Source organism: Porphyromonas sp. oral taxon 278 str. W7784 (genome assembly GCF_000467855.2).
Lineage (GTDB): Bacteria > Bacteroidota > Bacteroidia > Bacteroidales > Porphyromonadaceae > Porphyromonas.
Genome location: NZ_KI259230.1, coordinates 294901 through 315654, shown reverse-complemented (window position 1 = coordinate 315654; position 20754 = coordinate 294901). Strand labels below are relative to the sequence as shown.

General features: G+C 56.0%; 14 protein-coding genes and 1 tRNA gene. 6 read left to right on the top strand and 9 right to left on the bottom strand.

The window, feature by feature from the left end:
- The 4 genes from HMPREF1556_RS04275 to HMPREF1556_RS04260 form a co-directional block, all read right to left on the bottom strand.
- Positions 1 to 1595, bottom strand: a 1595-nt coding sequence (locus HMPREF1556_RS04275; protein WP_021667057.1) for a phosphoethanolamine transferase, incomplete at its 3' end; no start/stop codon positions are given.
- Complete coding sequence (locus HMPREF1556_RS04270; RefSeq protein WP_021667056.1) at positions 1596 to 2861, bottom strand: amidohydrolase; 1266 nt, start codon at positions 2859 to 2861, stop codon at positions 1596 to 1598. It abuts the gene before it with no gap.
- 17 nt (positions 2862 to 2878) lie between these two features.
- Positions 2879 to 4243, bottom strand: coding sequence for a dipeptidase (locus HMPREF1556_RS04265; protein WP_021667055.1), 1365 nt, complete (start codon positions 4241 to 4243; stop codon positions 2879 to 2881).
- A gap of 109 nt (positions 4244 to 4352) precedes the next feature.
- Positions 4353 to 4772, bottom strand: coding sequence for a DNA-binding protein (locus HMPREF1556_RS04260; protein ID WP_021667054.1), 420 nt, complete (start codon positions 4770 to 4772; stop codon positions 4353 to 4355).
- A gap of 731 nt (positions 4773 to 5503) precedes the next feature.
- Here HMPREF1556_RS04260 and HMPREF1556_RS04255 point away from each other — a divergent pair.
- Entirely contained in the window at positions 5504 to 6058 is a 555-nt protein-coding gene (locus HMPREF1556_RS04255) for a GNAT family N-acetyltransferase (protein ID WP_044125203.1), read from the top strand.
- Positions 6059 to 6173: 115 nt separating this feature from the next.
- On the opposite strand, the gene galK is transcribed toward HMPREF1556_RS04255, so the two are convergent.
- The 4 genes from galK to HMPREF1556_RS04235 form a co-directional block, all read right to left on the bottom strand.
- A complete protein-coding gene (gene galK, locus HMPREF1556_RS04250; protein WP_021667052.1) occupies positions 6174 to 7319 on the bottom strand; it encodes a galactokinase in 1146 nt (381 codons plus the stop codon).
- A gap of 92 nt (positions 7320 to 7411) precedes the next feature.
- Positions 7412 to 8689 carry an MFS transporter gene (locus tag HMPREF1556_RS04245; RefSeq protein WP_021667051.1) on the bottom strand — a complete coding sequence of 426 codons (1278 nt, stop codon included), beginning with the start codon at positions 8687 to 8689 and terminating at the stop codon, positions 7412 to 7414.
- Positions 8690 to 8731: 42 nt separating this feature from the next.
- Positions 8732 to 9799 carry an aldose epimerase family protein gene (locus tag HMPREF1556_RS04240; RefSeq protein WP_021667050.1) on the bottom strand — a complete coding sequence of 356 codons (1068 nt, stop codon included), beginning with the start codon at positions 9797 to 9799 and terminating at the stop codon, positions 8732 to 8734.
- A gap of 157 nt (positions 9800 to 9956) precedes the next feature.
- Positions 9957 to 10030 (bottom strand) — tRNA-Arg (locus HMPREF1556_RS04235).
- A 348-nt stretch (positions 10031 to 10378) separates the two neighbouring features.
- Between HMPREF1556_RS04235 and HMPREF1556_RS04230 the strand changes: the two genes are divergently transcribed.
- The 4 genes from HMPREF1556_RS04230 (at position 10379) to dprA (ending at position 14839) form a co-directional block, all read left to right on the top strand.
- On the top strand, positions 10379 to 11041 hold the full coding sequence (locus HMPREF1556_RS04230; protein ID WP_083476368.1) for a DUF4230 domain-containing protein: 663 nt from the start codon (positions 10379 to 10381) through the stop codon (positions 11039 to 11041).
- A gap of 2 nt (positions 11042 to 11043) precedes the next feature.
- A complete protein-coding gene (locus HMPREF1556_RS04225) occupies positions 11044 to 11676 on the top strand; it encodes a DUF4230 domain-containing protein (protein ID WP_021667047.1) in 633 nt (210 codons plus the stop codon).
- On the top strand, positions 11673 to 13604 hold the full coding sequence (locus HMPREF1556_RS04220) for an ABC-F family ATP-binding cassette domain-containing protein (protein ID WP_021667046.1): 1932 nt from the start codon (positions 11673 to 11675) through the stop codon (positions 13602 to 13604). Before HMPREF1556_RS04225 ends, HMPREF1556_RS04220 begins: the two co-directional genes overlap by 4 nt.
- Before the next feature lie 86 nt (positions 13605 to 13690).
- A complete protein-coding gene (dprA, locus tag HMPREF1556_RS04215; protein WP_021667045.1) occupies positions 13691 to 14839 on the top strand; it encodes a DNA-processing protein DprA in 1149 nt (382 codons plus the stop codon).
- 33 nt (positions 14840 to 14872) lie between these two features.
- Here the strand turns inward: dprA and HMPREF1556_RS04210 are convergent, their stop codons facing one another.
- Entirely contained in the window at positions 14873 to 15649 is a 777-nt protein-coding gene (locus HMPREF1556_RS04210) for a DUF5020 family protein (RefSeq protein WP_232299037.1), read from the bottom strand.
- A 414-nt stretch (positions 15650 to 16063) separates the two neighbouring features.
- Here HMPREF1556_RS04210 and HMPREF1556_RS04205 point away from each other — a divergent pair, with 414 nt between their 5' ends.
- The gene (locus tag HMPREF1556_RS04205) at positions 16064 to 20566 is read left to right on the top strand and encodes a translocation/assembly module TamB domain-containing protein (RefSeq protein WP_021667042.1); all 4503 of its coding nucleotides are present in this window, start codon (positions 16064 to 16066) and stop codon (positions 20564 to 20566) included.
- Positions 20567 to 20754 lie beyond the last annotated feature (188 nt).

The window sequence follows — 20754 nt, the reverse complement described above, 5'->3', positions numbered from 1 at the left end:
TGACGCCAGAGATCGGGACGCTCCTTGCGAAGTTGCGGAGAGAAGTAGACAAAGAGTGGGATCTCTACCGCCCTTGGTACCAATGCGTGGCCCATCAGTTCGGGATAGTCTTCGTCGAAGAGGGCATCGCCGTGGTCGGAGACATAGATAATGAGGGCATTCTCCTCACGATAGCGCTCGATGATCTCGTGGATGATGTAGTCGGTGTAGAGGAGGCTATTCGCATAGCCTGCTATGATCTCGTCCTTGCGCTTATCCTTATGCAGGGGCAGGCTATCAGGAGAAAAGCGGGCGAAGGCTTCGGGGTAGCGCTCGGCATAAGTCATATGTGAGCCCATGAGATGCACCACTTGGAAGAGCCCCAGCGGAGAAGTCGAACGAAGACTATCGGGCAAGCTATCGTAATGAAAGAGCATCGGGAGGATCGCTTCGTCACAGAGGTCAGGGCGATTAACGATGTTCTCCCCTCCTAGACCGCTAAAGAAGGCTGGATTGCCCGTAAGGATGTCTGCTTGATGGCCAAAGAGATTAGACATTGAATATTTACCCGTGATCTCTTGGTTGGCAATCCAGACTGTTGCATAGCCTGCTTGGCGGAGTACCTGAATAAGCGAGGGGAACTTATACCATGGAGTTTCTCCTTCTTCGTGGGTAAAGAAGGTGAGCGAACGGGTATTGGAGAGGATTGTAGCCGAAGCAGGAGAGACGACATTGGTAAAGGGGATGAGCTCTCTTGCCTGAATTAAGCTGTCGGCATAGGGTGTATTCTCCAGCGGATAGCCGTAGCAGTGCATACTACTACGGCGAGCTGATTCGCCGAGAATAAGGACGACCTGGAGTGGTGCCTTAGATATAGGAGTGACGCTCAGGTCAGTGAGCGCGCGCTGAGAGCTATGTATTGTCTTCTGCTCCGAAGCTATCTGCCTCATTGCCTTGTGTGCGCTCAGCGTATTATAGATGATGCGGTCGATACCCGAGTATTGTAGCCCAGAGAAGCTACTGTGATGATGGCATAAACGGAGGTCACTATAGAGAGTACCTACAGGACCAAGAAGCATGAGCACTGTGCCGGTGATGTAGCCGAAGAGGCTAAAGAAGACAGGGTGTTTCTTAGTAACGAGGCTGACAAGCAAGGCAACGCTGCCCGCAGGTACGAGCTGAAGGAGGACAGCTAGCGCTTGGCTAGCCGTAATACTATCGAGGAACTCACTCCCCTCTCGCCAATTCGTCGAGAGCATGATCTGCGCCAAGTCCATATTATAAGTAACATGGTAGAGGCCGATGAGGTAGAGTTCGTAGGCCGATAGCAGTAAGACGGCGCCCGCAAAGACTGCTCCCAGCGAGCGGGCCAGCCACTTCCACGGAGCCAGAGCAAAGAGAAGCGTCAGGAGACTTGCCCAACCGCCGATACGAAGTAGCTGATCAAGCGCCAGCGGAAGCACTTCGCCCGAGGGAACTTCTGTTTGAAAGGAAATATAAGCAAGTAGCACACGTAGCTGGGCTAAGAAGACAAGAGCGAAGAGCCAAAGGCGCTCGCTGAGTCTTTGCCCGAAAGCTACGTGTGCTACTCTATGTAGAAGGGAAGAGCTCCGCATCTAAGCGTGCTTGAAGAGACGGCGTGCGACCTCTCGAGCTTCGGCGATGATCGCCTCTTGCCCTGGGACATACTTGTCTCGCATCAGGATACGGCCGTCGACGATGACCGTATCTACACAGCTACTACCCGAAGTAGCATAGACGAGATTAGAGGTAAGGCTATTCAGCGGTACCAGTTCGGGAGTGTTGAGATCCACGAGACAGACGTCCGCTAATGCGCCTTCTTCGACACGCCCAGCGGGAATGCCGAGGATATCTGCACCGACACTCGTAGCGGATGCAAAGATATCATCCGCCTTGCATGCCGTACTATCGAATCTCCAGCCCTTACCGAGGAAGGAAGCTAACTTCATCGCCACGACCATGTCTAGGTTATTCGACGAAGAGCAACCATCCGTCCCGATGCCGATACGTATACCACGGCGCTTCATCTCCTCGTACTTGAAGGCATAGCCACTAGCAAGCTTGAGGTTGGAAGCGGGATTGTGCACCACGCTGACATTGTACTTAGCTAGCAGATCCATCTCTTCATCATCGATCCAAACGACATGTGCTAGGACGAGATGCTCGCTGAGGATGCCGAGCTTCTCTAGATAGCGGACGGGGCTAAGACCATGCTGACGGACGCACTCATCGATCTCACCCTTCGTCTCGGAGAGATGCAGGTGGATCTTGACATTATGCTCGACGGCGAACTGATGGCAGAACTGGAGCTGCTCTCCGCTCACCGTGTAAATAGCATGCGGTCCGAGGGTGAAGGTGATACGATCACTGAACTCCTTGAAGCGGTCGAAGTACTCATAGCTTCGCTTACGATCGAGCTCTGCCCGCTCGGCATTACCCTGATCGAATAGCGTATAGGAGAGGTGCGCACGTAGTCCCATCTCTTCGACAGCCTTTGCTGTCTCGAGCGGGTGCATATACATATCGAGGAAACAAGTCGTCCCCGAGCGAAGCATCTCAAGACAAGCCAGCCGAGCTCCTACATAGACATCATGGGCAGTCATCTGTGCTTCGACGGGCCAGATATAATCCTCCAGCCAAGTCATCAGCGGAAGATCATCGCCATAACCTCTGAAGAGTGTCATCGAAGCATGCGTATGCGTGTTGATGAAGCCAGGGATGATCGCCTTGTTCGTGCCGTCCAGCACCTCTGCTCCAGCTGGAGCAGAGATACCTGAGGCGATACGGGCTATGCGGTTGCCCTCGATGAGGACGTCGGTGAGCTTGTCCTGATGAAGGACATTCTTAATAAGGATGGACATTCAGTGTAATCTAGAACTTAGTGCTTGGGGTAGACCTTGTAGAATTCGGCTACAGCCTCGATACCCTTATAGAAGATGTCGAGAGGCAGATTCTCGTTGGGTGAGTGGATCGCATCGCTTTCCAGCCCGAAGCCCATAAGGATGGTCTTGATCCCGAAGACACGTTCGAAGGCGGCGATGATGGGAATACTACCGCCACTGCGCAGACCAAGAGGACGCTTACCGAAGGCTACGCCGACAGCTTCTTCGGCTGCTCGGTAAGCAGGTAGGTCGATGGGGCAAAGGTAAGCCTGACCACCGTGCATCTTCGTGACCTTCACACGGACGTACTTAGGTGCGATACTCTCGATGTAGTCTACGAGAGCTTGGCTGATCTCCTTATGATCCTGGTTGGCTACCAGACGGCAAGAGACCTTGGCATAAGCCTTGGAGGGAAGGACAGTCTTCGAACCTTCGCCCTGGTATCCGCCCCAAATACCGCAGACATCGAAGGAAGGACGGCAACTATTACGCTCCAGCGTGTGGTAGCCCTTCTCACCGAAGAGGTCATCTACATCGAGGAACTTCTTGTATGCCTCTTCATCGAAGGGGATCTGACGGATCATCTCACGCTCTTCAGGAGTCAGGTCGACGACCTTGTCGTAGAAGCCGGGGATGGTGATACGGCCGTCCTTGTCTTGAACTTGGGCAATGAGTTTACAGAGTTCGTTGATGGGGTTAGCGACAGCACCGCCGAAGTGACCGGAGTGAAGGTCATGATCGGCACCCGTCACTTCGATCTGCCAGTAGGCAAGACCACGTAGGCCCGTCGTGATCGAAGGAGTCTCGGCACTGAGCATGCTGGTATCGGAGACGATGATATTGTCAGCCTTGAGCATCTCAAGGTGTTCACGGCAGAAGGGCTCCAGGTTGGTCGAACCGATTTCTTCTTCACCTTCGAGGAGGAACTTCACGTTGCAGTTCACAAGTCCGAGGGCAAGCGCCGTCTCGAAGCCCTTGATCTGGATCATCGACTGGCCCTTGTCGTCGTCCGCACCACGTGCCCAGATGTGACCGTCACGTACTTCGGGTTCGAAGGGTTCGCTCTTCCAGAGGTCAAGTGGTTCGGGGGGCATCACGTCGTAGTGGCCATAGACGAGGAGCGTAGGTAGTGAAGGATCCTTCTGATAGTGGCCGAAGACGATGGGATTGCCTGGAGTCTGGAAGATCTCTGCATGCTGTACGCCGATCTTCTTCAGGTGGCTCTGCCAATATTCGGCAGCACGCTGCATGTCGGGCTTGTGTTCGCTCTTGGCGCTGACGGAAGGGATACGGATAAGTTCAAAGAGATCCTCGAGGAAGCGTCCTTCGTGCTCGCGGATGTAGTCCTTGATTTGGCTCATAATGGGGTCTAGTTCTTGGAATGAATGTATTGTTTGAGGCGGTGCGAAGGGCGGTGAATCCCCCCGCTTTGCCCTACTAAAGGTAGCAAAAAACTCCGTCTTTCCTCCGCTAGCCTTTTGTCTTCTTCGTCTTTTGTGGCACTCGGCGGAAGTGAATATCCTCTAGAGTGAAGTAGCGCTTCGATGGGCGAAGGTGCACTTTGACTTCACCGATGTGGATGGTGGGATTGAATTTCTCCTCGAGTTCTACGACGTGGCTTTTGAAGCTGGGCATCAAGTGCCCGAGGCGACCATAGTCAACAATGGCGCCCTCCGAGACAAGGCCACGTGCAGTGTCTGCGGCGAGGTTGAGGACACTCTGCACTTCCATGTAGTTTAGAGTGGTGTTGCGAGAGACAAGTTCACAAAAGTGCTCGAAGTCGACGTGATAGCGCCCCGTGGGCTGTGCGACCTGCATGGTCTTGCCTCGGTGTTTGCCGAAGGTGATCTTCTTCTTGAAGACGACGTACTGAAGTGGTTTGCTTGACATAGTATATTGCGTGTTTGGGCGAAGTGGCTGAAGAGCCTGAAGAAAGACAGGCTACTTCGCAAGGTTTATTCCTTTAGCAAATGTAGTTAGCTTCGGTCGAAGGTGCAAGAAATGACAGTCGAACAAGAGAAAACAAGCAATCAAATAGGAAATTTAATCCAGTCCAATCGAAAGAAAAGATCAATCGAAAGTTCAAGCCAATTCAATCCAATCCAAGCAATCAATCAATCCAATCTGCTATTTCCTTTGATGTTCTCTAAAATTTTAATCGTATTACTATTCTAATTCGTAGGTTCGAATAGAAATAATCGAACGTACGATCATCCAAATTCGAACGTTCGATTTTGATAAATCAAACGTTCAAACTTTAATACTCGAATGATTCATTTCCTTAATTGGATTGATTGATTTCTCTAGAAGCTTCCTTTCTTTCTTCAAGAAGAATTGATTGATTTCACAGCGATAACAGCTTGCTTTGCCACGAAGTCAATTAACTCCGTTCACGAAACGCTTTCACATTCCCCGTCCAGCGTCATTACTTTTCTCGCCAAGCTTCATTACTTTTCCCGTCGACCTTCATTGTTTTCCCCGCCAAGCTTTATTCACTTCTCTCAAGCACCCAACACGCTTTCACCTCGAAACCAATGCCCTTTCTTCCCCGCGACGTAGCGCATTCACTCGGATAGCCGTTAACATTGCGTAGCTTTGTGGCAAACATCACAGAGCAAATCATGGAACTACAGACCGAACGACTTTTCTTGAGACCTTGGCGGGAAAGCGATGCCCCTTCCCTCTTCAAGTATGCACAGAGCCCGAACGTCGGGCCTATCGCAGGCTGGCCACCGCACCAGAGCGAAGACGAGAGCCGTGAGATCATCCGTACCGTCCTCTCCGACTCGGGGACCTTCGCCGTGGTGCTCAAGGCGACGAATGAAGCTATCGGAAGCATCGGCATCATGACCTTAAGAAGCGCTATCCATACCGCAACTATCGCAGAGGGCGAATGCGAGATAGGCTTCTGGATCGGCGAACCCTTTTGGGGTCAAGGCTTGATCCCCGAAGCTGTCGATGAGTTGCTTCGCTATGCCTTCGAAGAGCTAGCGATGCGTGCCGTGTGGTGCGGCTATTACGAGGGCAATGTGAAGTCCCAACGAACACAAGAGAAGTGTGGCTTCAAGTACAGCCACACCGAAGAGCAGAAGCCCGTACCCTTACTCGGCGAAGTACGCACCGAGCACTTCACCAAGCTCACCCTCGAGGAATGGAAGAAGCGAAGGAAGAAGTAAGGTAGCTTAAGCCCCTTCGACAGAGAAAACAAAGACACCCCGCAAGGTGACTGCCTAACGAAAAGGCAAGTCCCTTGCGGGGTGTCGTGGTTAAAGGAGAGCGGAGTGCTACGCCTTAGAGGCGACGTGCGCCGTCAGAGATGACTACGTCGTAGAACTTGGGCTGAATGCCATACTTCGCTTCGTAGCGCTTCTTGACTTCGGCGATGAAGCTATCGTGAAGCTCTTCCTTGAGGAGGTTGATCGTACAGCCACCGAAGCCACCACCCATGACACGAGAACCCGTGACACCGAACTCACGAGCCAGGTCGTTGAGGAAGTCGAGCTCTTCGCAGCTCACTTCGTAGAGCTTGCTCATGCCGTGGTGCGTCTCATACATCTTCTCACCGACGGTAGCATAGTCCCCCTTGTCGAGGGCTTCGCATACAGCGAGGACACGCTCCACTTCGCCGATGACGTAGGCTGCACGCTTGTAGTCCTCTTCGCTGATTTCATTCTTCACCTCTTCGAGCTGAGCAAAGGAGGCATCACGTAGGAACTTGATCTCTGGGTAGCGCTTAGCGAGGACGGCGACGACACGCTCACAGCTCTCACGACGCTTGTTGTAGGCAGAGCTAGCGAGTTCGTGCTTGACACAGCTGTCGACGAGGAGCAGACGGTAGCCCTTAGGATCAAAGGGATGCTCTTCGTATTCGAAGCTCTTGCAGTCCAGGCGAAGGAGCTTACCTGCCTTACCGAAGACCGAGGCGAACTGGTCCATGATCCCACACTTCACACCGCAGTAGTTGTGCTCGGTAGCCTGACCGATCTTCGCCATGTCCCACTTGGAGAGACCGAGGGAGAAGAGGTCATCGAGGGCAAAGGCAAAGGTGCTCTCCAGCGCTGCCGACGAAGACATACCTGCACCCAGAGGCACATCACCAGCAAAGACCGTATCGAAGCCTGCGATCTTGCCACCACGCTTCTGGATCTCACGGCAGACTCCGAAGATATAGCGTGCCCAAGACTGGCTAGGTGCATCCTCTTCCTTGAGACCGAACTCTGCCGATTCGTCGAGGTCAAGGGCGAAGGCACGGATACGATCCGTACCATTGGGACGGATCTCTGCGACCATAGCCTTGTCGATGGCTCCGGGGAAGACGAAGGCGCCATTGTAGTCGGTGTGTTCACCGATGAGGTTGATACGACCAGGCGAAGTGTAGAGGGTACCGGCTTCGCCGTAGAGGGCTGCGAACTTGTCGCGGATAGCTTGTGTATTCATTTGAGGTCTGAAGATATTTGTTTGAATAGCAGTCCCCCTGACGTATAGTCGTACGAGAGGGGGACTGTGAAGGGGCTAAAGAAGTCCGAAGACTAAGGGAGCTGACGTACCTTGTGACCTACCAGTGCGTAGTAGAGGAGGTAAGCTTCACCGACGAGGACGATGACCCAGGTGAAGTGCCAGCTACCGAGGCTATCGGCGAGGATACCCTGTGCGAAAGGAAGGATAGCACCACCGAAGATACCCATCATCAGAGCACCTGAGCCAGCGGACGTGTACTTACCGAGCTTGTCAATCGCCAGAGAGAAGATAGCCCCCCACATGACGGAGTGGAAGAGACCTGCACCGACGAGGAAGTAAGGATTGTTCGTCACGATCGAAGCGAGGACGAGGACACCTGCACCCGTTGAGGTGATCAGGAGCTGCTTGCTAGCGCTGATACTGCTGAGGAAGCTACCACAGAGACGACCGACGAGCATCAGAGACCAGTAGATAGTCGCCATCAGAGCTGCCTGCTCGGGCTTGAAGCCTAGGCTCTGACCATAGAGGTTGATATTGTTCCCGATACAGACTTCTACCCCGACGTACATGAAGATAGCTACGACACCGAGAGCCAGATGCGAGAAGCTCCAGACGCTCTTCTCCAGCACTTCGCCTTCCTTCTTCTCTGCACTAGCGATCGAGGGAAGGTGTATGTTCATCAGAGCGACGATGAGACCACCGACGAGGACGATGAGCACGAGGAAGGGGATGTAGAGCGAGCTAAGGGCGATGTCCAGACCACTCTTACCTGCAAAGATCACCGATGCGACGAGCATAGGAGCGATCGTAGCCATCGTAGAGTTAGCCGTACCTGCGATCGACTGACGCGTGACCCCTGTCGTACCCTTCACGTCACAAGCGACGATATAGGGATTGAGCACTGCCTGCAGGAAGGTCATAGCCGAACCTGCGACAAAGCCTGCCAGCAGGAAGACATAGTAAGCCACAGGGATGATGACCGCATTAGGATCTGCTACTTCAGCTTGGAACTTCTCCAGGTCTACAGCCTCGAAGATATAAGCTGATAGCTCATACAGCCCAAAGGCAGCGATCAGACCGAAGAGCCCGATGATGAGGGTCTTCTTGTAGCCCTTCTTCTCGATGCACTTAGCACTGGGGATACCCATCGCTAGGTAGCCACTGAAGAAGGCAAAGGTGATCAGCGTCGTGAGCGCATTGGTCAGTGAGCCTGATTTCTGTAGGAAGGCGGCCTGCATAGGTGCCTGGAACTGCCCGTTCAGGTTCGTGATCAGTCCCACCAGGGCCATGAGCACCACCATGATGATGAACGGCACCAGATAGCTCTGCGTCTGTTTCTGTTGTGTCATTACTTACTGTTTATGTGAATGGATTTTGTTAGTTAGCGTTGCTTAGCCTTCTACTGTGAAGCGGAAGGCAGTCACCGAGCGGAAGACTTCGCCGGGATTGAGGCGCGTCGTCGGATACTCTGGCTTGTTGGGGCTGTCGGGATAGTGCTGGGTCTCGAGACAGAGGGCAGCACGGGCAGGATAGCGATGGTCGTGCTTACCACGAAGGTTGCCACTCATCCAGTTGCCCGTATAGAGCTGTACGCCTGGCTGGTCGGTATAGACCTCCATGACGATGCCAGTCTTAGGTGAAGAGCAGCGGGCTGCACGGCCGAGCTTACCCAGCGCTTTGTCTAATATATAGGTATGGTCGTAGCCTCGTGCCCAGCGTAGCTGATCGAAGTCGGCATCCACTCGCTCCCCGATGGTATGAGGCGTAGTGAAGTCCATAGGCGTACCCTCGACGGGAGCGGGAGCTCCGTAGGGGATAGCCGTCTCATCGGTGGGTAGATATTCCTTAGCGTCGATCACGAGGGTATGGTCGTGTACCGAAGGGTCACCTTCGCCCGAGAGATTGAAGTAAGCGTGGTTGGTGAGGTTGAGCACCGTGGGCTTCGTCGTCGAAGCAGTGTACTCGATCGTCAGTTCATGCTCGTCGGTGAGCGTGTAGACGACTTCGACCGATAGCTCGCCTGGGTAGCCTTCTTCGCCGTCGGGGGAGACATAGCGGAAGGTGACTTGGTTCGCCTTCGTTTGCTCCCCCCTCCAGATCACGGCATTGAAGCCACGAAGGCCTCCGTGCAGGCTGTTGGGACCATTATTGATAGGTAGCTCGTAGGTGACTCCGTCGAGGGCGAACTTCCCCAGAGCAATGCGGTTAGCATAGCGCCCGCAGATCGCTCCGAAGTAAGCCTCTTCACTATCGATATATTCTTGAAGGCTGTCGTGCCCGAGGACCACGTCCACCAGTCCCGTACGGCTGGGTACGACGAGGGACACGAGCTTAGCACCCTGGTTGATGAAGTGTGCTTCTGCTCCGAACTTATTCGTTAGGGTATAGAGTTGGACAGGTTGGCCTTCGACGTTCCCTTGGAAGGCTTCTGGCGAGAGGCCAGCTTGATTCGAATGCATCAGTTCTTGAGTTTATTGGCTAGAGTATATGTCAATGTAGCGCTTTTAGCCCCCAAATATACAAATAACTCCGAATACCGACCGAGCCCCGATATACAGCGAAGCCCCATCCCGGAGAGCCTCTTGAGAGACTGCTTGGGATGGGGCTTCGACCATGTGACCCAGGAGGGACTCAAACCCTCGACCTTCAGAACCGGAATCTGACGCTCTATTCAACTAAGCTACTGAGCCAAGACCTGCACCGATGCTCGGAGGGAAGTCCCCGTCTAGAGAGGCTCCTCGCATCTTGCTGGCGCAAATGTAGTAAAATTCTCGCTCATACCGAAGAGGCAGCCCCCTGTCGAGAGCATGCTTTAGGGATCCACGGTAGGTCGTCTCGACGACCCACTGTAGGTCGCAAGGCGACCTACAGTAGGTTTTTCGACGACCTACCGTGGGTCGTTTTTTGCCCCCTTCGGAGGGTTCTCCTCGAAGGGGTCGTAAATCCCCCGTCTCTATGAAGAGAAACCCTAGGGGCGAGCCCCCAGAGCAAGGGCGGTCGGAAGTTCGTATCTTTGTGACTCACTCGACAAGTAAGATATGCATCCATCCTATAGATCTTTCGTGAGCTGTCTCGGGCTCATGATCGTCCTCCTTCTCGGAGCGTGTAGCAAGAAGGCTCAGGTCGAAGAGACCCCGCCGATACAGCTCCTGCTCATCCAAGCCCAGAGCCTCTCCCGCCTCGAGCTAGCGAGCACCCGTATCAAGGTCACCCTCAGGATCGACCCGCATCGAGACGGCTTCCTTGGCTTCAAGAAGCTCTTCGGCTCGAAGGTCACCCGTGTAGAGCTTCAGTCGCAGGCCTCCGTCTTCTGCGATCTGGCCCAGCTCACCGAAGGGATGATCACCCAGCGAGCAGATAGTACCATCGACCTCAGACTTCCTCCCCTAGAGATCAGGCGTGAGCTGGATGACCTGCACCACACGGTCATCCAGGAGCCTACGGGTCTGCGTCGACGCCTCTCGACGAACGAGCTGGACGAATTCATCTCCACGAAGCAGGCGGACATCGACAAGCACATCGAGGACGCCCTCCAGCGTCATCGCCCCGAACTCATCCGCACGGCTTACTCGACGCTTGAGAAGAAGCTTCAGCCGATCTTCCAGGATCTTCGCCTCACCGTACACCTGCATCTAGATCCTGCAGACGAAGCCTTACTCTCCCCAGCCTCCCCTACGTCTATTCCCCTTCAGGCCTCCTAGTCATGCGTCTCTCTCGTATCCGTCTCCTTAGCCCTGTACTACTCCTTATTATAGGGCTTGCTCTAGGGCTTCTCATCTATCATCTCTTCACTCGGGAGGAGAAGAAGCCCGAGATCACGACCGAAGAGCTCCAGATGAAGATCAGCCAGCGACTGCGTCTCATCACCCAAGAGATCAACTACTGCACCGACGTCCACCTCTATGAGGCGGGCCAGCATGCTGAGGGTACGGCCGACCTCGTAGTCTATGTCAAGTATGACCTGGAGCACCTACAGCTCTCCTCCTCTCATGACACGATCTACGTCAGCCTCCCCGAGGCAGAGCTGGAGCTAGGGCGCCGTCCCGGAGGCGATCACTCCGTGAGGTACTACCTCGACCGAGGAGGGCGCCTCGGTGAGCCGAGTGCCGACAGAGAGGTGATCCGACGTCTGGAGAAGCGGATCCTAGCCGAAGCAGAGGCCGAGATCCGATCCAACCCTCGCTACCTTCCTCATGCTCAGAGGCAAGCCGAAGCGCAACTTCAGCGCTTCCTCTCCGCCCTTGCCCCACAGCGTACCATCATCGTCTCGGGCGAGATCACCGTACCTCGACACGAAGTACCCCAAGTCTCCCCCACTCCCTCTACCGCTCAATGATCAGCGTAAACAACGTATCTGTATACTTCGGGGCTAAGCCCCTCTTCGAGGATATCTCCTTCGTCATATCAGCCAAAGAGCGCATCGCCCTCGTAGGGAAGAATGGCGCTGGCAAGTCTACTCTGCTCAAACTCCTTGCGGGCATCGACGAGCCTACCCAAGGCACGATCAGTCGGCCCAAGGGCATACGCATCGGCTACCTCCCGCAGGTGATGCAGGTCAGCGACGGGCGCACCGTCCTCGGCGAATGTCAGCAGGTCTTCAGCCACATCACTGAGCTCGAAGCCGAAGTTGACCGCCTCACCGAAGAGATGGCGACACGCACCGACTACGACAGCGCTGAGTATATGGAGCTCATCGAGCGTCACGCTCAGCGCTCCGACCTACTAGCTATGCAGAGCACGGGAAGTATCGAGGCCAATATCGAGAAGACACTCCTTGGGCTGGGCTTCGAGCGCACGGACTTTGACCGCCCGACCTCAGAGTTCTCCGGAGGATGGCGCATGCGTATCGAGCTAGCGAAGATCCTCCTGCAGCGACCCGATATCCTCCTGCTCGACGAGCCTACGAACCATCTAGACATCGAATCGATCCGCTGGCTGGAGCGCTTCATCGCTGCAGGGTCAGCTGCCCTCGTACTCATCTCGCACGACCGAGCCTTCATCGACGCTACGACCAGTAGAACCCTAGAGATCGAGCTGGGTAGACTCCACGACTATAAGACGAACTACAGCCACTACCTCGTCCTTCGTGAGGAGCGACTCGAGCAGCAGCGTCGTGCCTATGAGAACCAGCAGAAGGAGATACAGGAGATCGAGCGCTTCATCGAGCGCTTCCGCTACAAACCCACCAAGAGCGATCAGGTACAGAGTCGTATCAAACAGCTCGAGAAGATCGAGCGCATCGAGATCGAAGACATCGATCGACGAGCGATGCACTTCTCCTTCCTCCCCGCCGTCACCTCAGGGGCCTACCCCGTCATCATCGAGGGTCTATCGAAGAGCTATGGTACGCATACCGTCTTCTCCGATGTCAACATGACGATCGAGCGAGGAGAGAAGGTAGCTTTCGTCGGGAAGAACGGCTCGGGGAAGTCCACCCTCATCAAGTGTATCATGGGCGAGGTCACAGACTATACGGGCACACTCAAGCTAGGGCACAACGTCGAGGTAGGGTACTTCGCCCAGACGCAGAGTGCTGAGCTCGACGGAGGCTACACCGTCTATGAGACCATCGACCGAGAGGCACAGGGCGAGATCCGTACCCGTATCAATGACCTCCTAGGAGCGTTCATGTTCGGAGGCGAAGAGTCCGAGAAGAAGGTCTCGGTGCTTAGCGGAGGTGAGCGAGGAAGAGTAGCCCTGATCAAGCTCCTGCTACGCCCCGCCAACCTTCTGATCCTCGACGAACCGACGAACCACCTCGACATACGCTCCAAGAACGTACTCAAGGAGGCGATCCTTCGCTTCACAGGTACGGTGATCATCGTCTCCCACGACCGAGAGTTCCTCGACGGACTAGTCTCTCGAGTCTATGAGTTCCGTGCAGGCCGGGTGAGCGAACATATCGGTGGCATCTACGACTGGCTGGAGAAGCGAGATCGGGAGGACGGCACTACGCCGAGCAATCCACGGGCGACTACCGCCACCAGCAAGGAGAGTAAACCCACCGAACCCACCTCAGGTGCCCTCGACTACCAGCGACAGAAGGAAGCAGCTCGTGAGCGTAGAGCCCTCGAGAGAGAACTAAAGAGTCTCGAGGAGCGCAGTGAAACTATTGACTCCGAGCTACAGGCCCTCGAGGAGCGTCTGGCTGATCCCGAGCACGCCACCGACACGGCACTCTTCGATCAGTACAGTCAGCTCAAGCGAGAGCAAGAGCAGGTACTCGAGCGCTGGGAAGAACTTAGTATACAGCTCGAGAGCTAGCAAAGGTATCCCTCGGGGAGCATCCCCGCTCCCTGAGGGCCCACTCCCCTCCCTCAACCCCATCTTCCCCCTATCGATCCTCATCTATGCCACACGCCCAGGACGACACACAGCACCTCTATGCCATAGCCCTTTCCCTGGTCAAATACCTCGGAGCACAGCCTGCCACAGAGCTCGTCGAAGCGATAGGTGGCGTACGGGAGGTCTTTACCCAGCCCGAGCTCATCCACCAGCATTTCCCTCGGCTCTCACGGCGCATCAGCGCCCAGCTCACCGCTCCCTCCCTACTGGAGGAAGCGCAGCAGATCCTCGAGGAGTGCCGATGTCGAGAGATCCGTCCCCTCTTCTTCCTCGACGAAGCCTACCCCTCAGCCCTCAAGGAAATACCCAGTCCTCCCATCGTCCTCTACACGAAGGGAAGCTATACGGACTGGGAGGGAAGGGAGCATCTAAGCATCGTAGGTACTCGTGGGATGACAGACTACGGACGGGGAATTACTAAGGCTCTGGTGCATGATCTAGCCGAGTGCCTACCCACGGCGACGATCGTCAGTGGCCTAGCCTATGGTGTAGATATAGAGGCCCATGAGGCTGCACTGGAGGAGGGCTTGCCCACACTGGCTGTCCTAGCTCACGGACTGGACACGCTCTACCCGAGCCTCCACAGGCGGGTGGCGGAGCGGATGCTCGATCAGGGTGCTTGGGTCAGTGAATATCCTCCAGGAGTGAAGCCTCATCGGGGAGCCTTCGTTGCCCGCAATCGCATCATCGCCGGCCTAAGTGTAGCGACCATCGTCGTGGAGGCAGGCGAGCGTAGCGGTTCGCTCTCCACCGCCCGATACGCCCTAGAGTCCAGCCGGGAAGTCTTTGCCTTCCCGGGGAGACTCACCGATCCGATGAGCCGAGGCTGTCACCAGCTGATCGAGGAGCAGCGTGCTCATCTCTGCCTCGGAGCTAGGCATATCCTCGAGGAGCTAGGCTGGAGCTCTCACATCGATCAGACAGGCACAGCGGAGGGAAGCTCAGCGACACCTTCCGTCGCCAAGCTCCCCTCCACCAAGGTCTTCCCCCAGCATCCTCTACTCACCCTACTCTCGGAGCAAGGCTCCCTCTCTGCCGATGAGCTTGCTCGTCTCACCGGGCAAGGGATCCAAGAGGTGAGTAGCGAACTCTTCGATCTGGAGCTCGAGGGCTGGATCATCGCCCAGGCAGGTGGTCGCTATACTTTAGCTTAGCGCCTGCCGACATGCTGATGCCTTAGACAAGCTCTAAGGCTTACCAAAGCTCCACTTCAGCGCCAACGTAGGTGCTACGATCCACTGAGGGGCATCGACGTTCTTCGAGAGGCGAACTTCGGTGCCGATACTCAGGTTGAAGTCAGGCGCTACCCCAGGGATCTTATTCAGATTGCACCAGAGCTGTGGCTGGGTCATGAACTTGAAGTTCGTCCCCCAGCCTGGCCGTGGATCCTGCTGATGCCACCAGCTGAAGAAGCCCGTAGCTGTAATAAGACCTGTCCCGGGTGCGAACCTCCAGACGCCACAGAGCTCATAGTTGTGTGGCTGAGCTATCCCCCGTATATATTTGTAGAGAGGTGTCAAGCTAAGCATCGTACGACGCTCGGGGCTTAGGTACTTGTAGGTGATCCCTGTCATGAAGGCATCACCGAGCGAGACCGCCCGAGAGCCCAGCGGTTCGGGAGCCTGTGCATTGATGAAGCGAAGACCACCATCATAGCGGACGTGCCACGAGAGGGGCCCTTGCCAAAAGCGAAGGTTGCGCATGAACTTCCAGTTGGCACTCACAGCGCCCTGGTCAAGGAAGGTCATATCAACGAAGTAGAAGGTATCGCCGAAGCGGTCCACACTCTGCTGCTCTACCGTCATCGTCATACGTGGGCGGTCGGCCTGCACCTTCGGGTGGACGTAGCGCCCGAGGTCGTAGTGAAGCTGGATATTCTGAGCCTCAGCGGGGCGAAGAGCGAAGAGGGAGGTGAGGAGGACGAAGCTCCTCAGAGAGGTAAGGGATCGAGTACTTTTCATCATGATAGGCTGGGCATGGATAGAGGCTGATCGCCCCAATGCAAAGACAAAGATATAGCAGAGCATGGATCTAAGGCTACAGCACTCGATTCGGAAGGGGCTTCTGAAGGCTTCTCCAGCAGGCCAATCGGAGGGGCGAAAAACGACCTACGGTAGGTCGTCATCGCGACCTACAGTAGGTTTTTTCGACGACCTACCGTAGGGTCCTTTTTAGGGGTATAGAGCCCCCAGCTCAGAGGGCTCCGAAGATCCGACCTTCCTCCTCATAGATCCCCCTCAGTCTCCCCACGCTTAGATAGGGTATAATTGTAGTACCTTTGCAGGCACGACTCTCCACATCTGGAGCGTTAAGCAGATACGGAGACATTCGGTCTCCCGATTAGGAGTAAAAGTAGAAGAACGACAAAAGCAATCGACATGCGCCACTGGCAGGTCAATCGTCATTTCCTCAAGGTACTGAAGGTGATAGTGTGGATCGCTAGCACCCTCTTCTTCCTACTTTATCTCCTGCCCCTAGGGCTCTTTCGCATCCCATCGGTACAGCGTGAGGCTGCCAGCCAAGTTGCTAAGCTCCTCACCGAAGTCTTCGACAGCCCCGTCAAGCTGGATCGGGTCGATCTGACCGGCTGGACGAATGTAGAGGCGCACGGTGTACTCGTGCTCGACACGGCTGGGCGCAAGATGCTCTCGGCAGAGCGCCTCGTGGGTGGTCTCTCCCTCACCGACTTCATCACCGACCACGAGCTCCGTATCACCTCGGCACGCCTCTTCGATGCGCACCTCAGCCTCATCCGTGACCCTAAGACGGGACGACTGAATATCCAGCACACCATCGACCACCTCAGTAAGCCCCGATCCACCGAGGAGTCGCTCCCCGTAGACATCAATAGCATCATCATACGAGACATGCGCCTCTCCCTGAGCGAATCAGGGAGAGAGACGCTCCTCGTCAGCAAGCTCTCTACCCGCATCCGCCGACTGCGCTTCGCCAAGGACTATATAGGAGGAGCGATCGACGAACTAGGCTTCACCACCAATCAGGGCCTGACCCTCAAGTCGCTCACAGGGCAGGGCGAACTGCAGGGCTCACGCCTCAGCCTGTCGAATCTCCAGATCCAGCTCCCCGAGAGTTCGCTCTCCATCCCGCTGGCTCGCCTTGAGCTGAACCGCCGAGGTCTTGCCCTCCTCGAGGAGGTCGAACTAGGGGACACACGGCTCACCCTCTCCGACTTCGCCTTCCTCTATCCTGCCCTGCGCACTCGCAGGGAGCAAGCGACCCTACAGGCGACCTACTGCCGTGAGGGCACTCAGGCCGGACAGGTCAACTTCTCCCTACGCATCCCACGCCTAGCGATCCTCGACGGGGGTGCACGCCTAGGATGGAGCGAGGCTGGTGCCCTACAGGAGCTCTCGACCAACATCACCGATGCCGAGGTAAGTACCCAGATCCTCGAACTCATGCGCCCACACCTACCCCAAGCGATCCTCCCTCACATAGAGCGCATACGTCGGGCGCATACCCTACACTATGCGGGGAAGACTACCTTCGTCCGTGGGCGCTCGATCCAAGGGTCGGGCTACCTCAGCACGCACCAGGGACGATGGGACTTTGACCTCACAGCAGGCCTCGACGAGGGTCGACTCCAGAGGCTCTCGGGGAAGCTATCTACACCACGGTTTGACCTAGCACCGCTCATCGGAGATCTAGCGCCCCTAGGCCCCGTCACGACTAGTATCGAGGTAGAGGCTACCAATGCTACGGGTGCTCTGGAGGACTGGAGCGCTCGCCTAGAGGTCCAGCTCCCCTCGGTCTCGTACCGTGGCTATACCTTCCGTGGCGCTCAGCTGTCGCTCCAGCCCGGAGGAGGGCGTCGTCATCAGATCGACCTACAGGTCGCAGACCCCGCTCTTGCCCTATCTCTTCAGGGGGCAGCTACCTTCTCAGGGCGTGCCCTCCATGGGGTGGCTCTCGACCTACAGCTTCGTCATCTACAGACCGATCTCCTCGGGCTCTTCCCCCAGCTAGGACGGCAGACTCTGGCGCTGACGGGTCAGCTGACGATGGACGAACTGAATATAGACCGAGGCCAAGGGAAGCTATCCATCGACTACTTCTCCCTCGCCTCTCCGCAGCGCACACTCACCCTAGATGGCCTCACCCTCCTCTTCTCTGGAGAACCCGAGACGGGCCGTATGATCTACCTGCGCTCCCCCTATCTGACGACTTCCCTGAGAGGGCACTATACGCTAGCGAAGATCCTACCCGATCTACGCCGCACCCTCTATCATCACTATCCCGCCCTCAATCTCGCTCGGGAGGCTCGCACGGCAGTAGCCCCAGAGACTCCACCGACGACGGACTTCGACCTCTCCCTACAGCTCCACAAGATCCCAGAGGAGTGGAAGCCCCTGCTGAACCTACCCGTCGGGCTGGATGAAGGGGCAGAGCTCCGTGCTTCCTACCTAGGTCGTACCCACGAGCTCAACCTACAGGCTACCGTCCCTACCCTCTGGCTGAGGGAGCACGAGCTACGGGGCGTCACCCTGAGCCTCGACCAGCATGAGCTCCGCCTAAGCACCGAAGCTCGCCTAGCGAATGGTACGCATGTCCAGGGGCTAGGCCTCTATACCCGCTTCTCGACAGACAGCCTGCATACCGAGATCGACCTAGGCAGAGATGTCAGTAAGAGACAGCACAACGGCTACGTGAATATCGGTGCTAAGCTGAGACAGCACCTAGCACCAGAGACTGGACAGCGCTCAGTGGGCTTCGACGTAGCCATCGATCCCTCTACCGTGCGAGTACATAGTGATACCTGGAGCATCGCACCGGCCCATCTCTCCTATCACCGTGGGGAGCTCCATGTCGAAGGACTTGATCTAGCCTCCTCCGAACGACGGATCAGTATCAGCGGTGCCCTCAGTGCTCGCCCTGAGGATCACCTCAATGTAGCACTCAAGAAGATCAACCTCCTCTACATCCTAGAGTCTGCAGGCGTCGGCTTCAATATGATCAATACCGAGCTCTCGGGAGCCGGTACAGCACGCCTTCAGGGAGGTAAGATCATCGCCTCGGCTTCGGTCAGTTCGCCTGCCTTCTTCGTCAAGGGCGTAGACACAGGGGCGCTACAGGCAGACCTCGCCTTCGACAGCGGTGATGGACGTATCATGCTCCAGGGAGAAGTCCAGCAGGAGGACAGGGGCCACGCCTTCGTCAATGGCTATATCCGTCCTGCAGGAGGTGCAGGTATCGACCTGAGCTTCGATGCGGAGCGTCTACGTGCGGACTTCGTAGGGAAGTTCATGGATACTCTCTTCGATCACGTCGGCGGACGAGCTACGGGGAAGGTCCGTCTCTTCGGTCTCTTCGAGGACGGAGTCACGGTCGAAGGAAGCGCAGATGTAGAAGATGGGGATCTAGGTGTACGACTCCTCGGCACCAGTTACCGCTTCTCTCACCGAATAGACTTCACCCCGACTTCCATCCTCTTCGACAAGATACCTGTGCGGGATGATGAGGGACATACCGGCATACTCCACGGGGTGATCCGCCACAAGTACTTCGATCACTTCGATCTCGACATATCGGCCACAGAGCTTCAGGGGATGAAGGTCCTTCAGACGACGACCAAGCAGGCTCTGCCCGTCTTCGGCACTGCCTACGGCTCGGGGAGGGCGACGCTCCGTGGCAAGCTCCCTAAGCTTCTACTCGATGTAGACCTTCGTAGCACCTCGGGCACAGATGTGGTGCTGGACTTCAATAAGACCGATGTGCGCAAGGAGGATCGCCTCTTCACCTTCAAGCCTCTCCGACAGCTCACCACTCAGGATAGCCTCGCCTCGCTTGACTCGGTCAGCACCCGAGATCCCCAGGCAAATACGGAGGAGACCGAGCTCCACATGCGCATAGCCCTACAGGTGACACCTGAGGCTCGAGTGGCTCTACGTATGGGTTCGCAGAGCATGCCCAACGAGGTGGTGACCCGCTGCGAAGGTAACCTCCAGATCGAGGTACCCCACACAGGCTCTCCCACGACCTACGGCAGTCTCACCCTGAGCGAAGGGCAGTACGTCTTCAACTTCGAGCAGCTCACTCGCAAGCGCTTCACCCTAATAGAAGGCGGTCGTCTCGACTTCAGAGGTGATCCCATGGCTGCCTTCATCGACCTCAAGGCCTCCTACTCCCTCACTGCCAATATCGCCGATCTCGATGCAGGGCTATCTACGCTGGCTCAGCGCACGACGATGCCGGTGAACTGTATCATCCGCCTCGGAGGGATCATCTCACGTCCCGACATCACACTCGGGGTCGAGCTCCCCGGCTCAGAGCCTGAGATCGAGCGCCGACTGCAGTCGCTCTTGACCTCTGAGGACGAGCGCAATCGTCAGTTCCTCTACCTGATGGCCATCGGGAAGTTCTACACCCCAGAGAATAGACGAGGGACGAAGAGCGTATCCAATGGTCTCACCTCCTTCGCCGCCACGACGCTCTCCGAACAGCTGAATCGTATCCTCGGCAACTTCTCACAGGACATCCAGATCGGGACTAATATTCGCACCAACAACACTGACTTCGAAGACACCGACATCGAACTGCTCTTCTCAGGAAGTTGGCTCGGTGACCGCCTCCTGATCAACGGCAATGTAGGCTATCACGACAACCCCTTCCTCTCGGGCAAGTACATCGGGGAATTCGATCTCGAATACAAGCTCAATCCCGCTGGGACGCTACGACTCAAGGGCTACAGCCACTACAATAATATGTACCAGTACGTACGCCAGTCGCTAACGACCCAAGGGGTAGGCTTCATGTTCCAGAAGCGGTTCGACTCCCTACAGGAGCTCTTTGCTCCCAAGCGCAAGAGAAGGCAAGACTCCGTGAGCGCTCCAGGGTCTTCCCCCGACTCGCTGAAGCGATAATCCCTCCCTTTCCTTCCAATAGAATTATCCCTCCCCTTGGGGTCGGCTCCGAGCACGAGCCCCCCGAGGGGAGGGCTGTTTATTCCCATCCCAATTTGAAAGGAAATTCTATCCTCGGAATAGGGCTCGATCTACCCGCATAGAATGGGCTCTTCAGAGGCCTCAAAAAACGACCTACGGTAGGTCGC

Bases quoted from the DNA above. Each gene is read 5' to 3' on its own strand.
- HMPREF1556_RS04270 (WP_021667056.1), bottom strand. From the start codon at position 2,861: ATGTCCATCCTTATTAAGAATGTCCTTCATCAGGACAAGCTCACCGAC.
- HMPREF1556_RS04265 (WP_021667055.1), bottom strand. From the start codon at position 4,243: ATGAGCCAAATCAAGGACTACATCCGCGAGCACGAAGGACGCTTCCTC.
- HMPREF1556_RS04260 (WP_021667054.1), bottom strand. From the start codon at position 4,772: ATGTCAAGCAAACCACTTCAGTACGTCGTCTTCAAGAAGAAGATCACC.
- HMPREF1556_RS04255 (WP_044125203.1), top strand. From the start codon at position 5,504: ATGGAACTACAGACCGAACGACTTTTCTTGAGACCTTGGCGGGAAAGC.
- galK (WP_021667052.1), bottom strand. From the start codon at position 7,319: ATGAATACACAAGCTATCCGCGACAAGTTCGCAGCCCTCTACGGCGAA.
- HMPREF1556_RS04245 (WP_021667051.1), bottom strand. From the start codon at position 8,689: ATGACACAACAGAAACAGACGCAGAGCTATCTGGTGCCGTTCATCATC.
- HMPREF1556_RS04240 (WP_021667050.1), bottom strand. From the start codon at position 9,799: ATGCATTCGAATCAAGCTGGCCTCTCGCCAGAAGCCTTCCAAGGGAAC.
- HMPREF1556_RS04230 (WP_083476368.1), top strand. From the start codon at position 10,379: ATGCATCCATCCTATAGATCTTTCGTGAGCTGTCTCGGGCTCATGATC.
- HMPREF1556_RS04225 (WP_021667047.1), top strand. From the start codon at position 11,044: ATGCGTCTCTCTCGTATCCGTCTCCTTAGCCCTGTACTACTCCTTATT.
- HMPREF1556_RS04220 (WP_021667046.1), top strand. From the start codon at position 11,673: ATGATCAGCGTAAACAACGTATCTGTATACTTCGGGGCTAAGCCCCTC.
- dprA (WP_021667045.1), top strand. From the start codon at position 13,691: ATGCCACACGCCCAGGACGACACACAGCACCTCTATGCCATAGCCCTT.
- HMPREF1556_RS04210 (WP_232299037.1), bottom strand. From the start codon at position 15,649: ATGATGAAAAGTACTCGATCCCTTACCTCTCTGAGGAGCTTCGTCCTC.
- HMPREF1556_RS04205 (WP_021667042.1), top strand. From the start codon at position 16,064: ATGCGCCACTGGCAGGTCAATCGTCATTTCCTCAAGGTACTGAAGGTG.